Annotated in this window: 1 protein-coding gene; it reads right to left on the bottom strand. The window is 41.5% G+C overall.

Annotated elements, in window-relative coordinates:
- Window positions 1–511 (bottom strand): OmpA family protein (locus HC175_RS17455; RefSeq protein WP_168139570.1); only part of this gene is annotated, 511 nt, incomplete at both ends.

Raw genomic sequence — 511 nt, 5'->3', positions numbered from 1 at the left:
GCTGTGTTATTAGAAGCAATAGGTTGAGTTTCCCCATAACCTTCAGAAGTCAGTCTATTTGCAGGGATTCCTGCACTTACCAGGAATTCTCTTACAGAAGCTGCTCTTTCTCTGGAAAGTTGTTCATTGTAAGATTCGCTACCTGTGCTGTCTGTATGTCCTTCAATGTGGAATATTGTGTTTGAATACTCCTTCATGATGTCTGCAATAGATTGGAGGGTTTCTTTAGATTCAGAGCGTACTGTTGCTTTGTTAAGATCAAAAAGAATAGTTCTTGAATATTCATTAAGCTCTTCAATTACCTCTACAGTAGGCTCTGGACATCCATTATTTGAGGCTGGACCGGCAACTTCAGGACATTCGTCATCTTTATCAAGAACTCCGTCACTATCCATGTCATTCCATGGACAACCGTTATTTTCTTTTGGACCGGCTTCGTTTGGACATTCGTCCTCGCTATCTCTAATTCCATCACCATCTGCATCGGGACATCCGTTCATTTCAGCAAGAC

Source organism: Salinimicrobium oceani (genome assembly GCF_012037645.1).
Note: the sequence above shows the minus strand (reverse complement) of the source record. Positions and strands in the feature narration are given on the sequence as shown.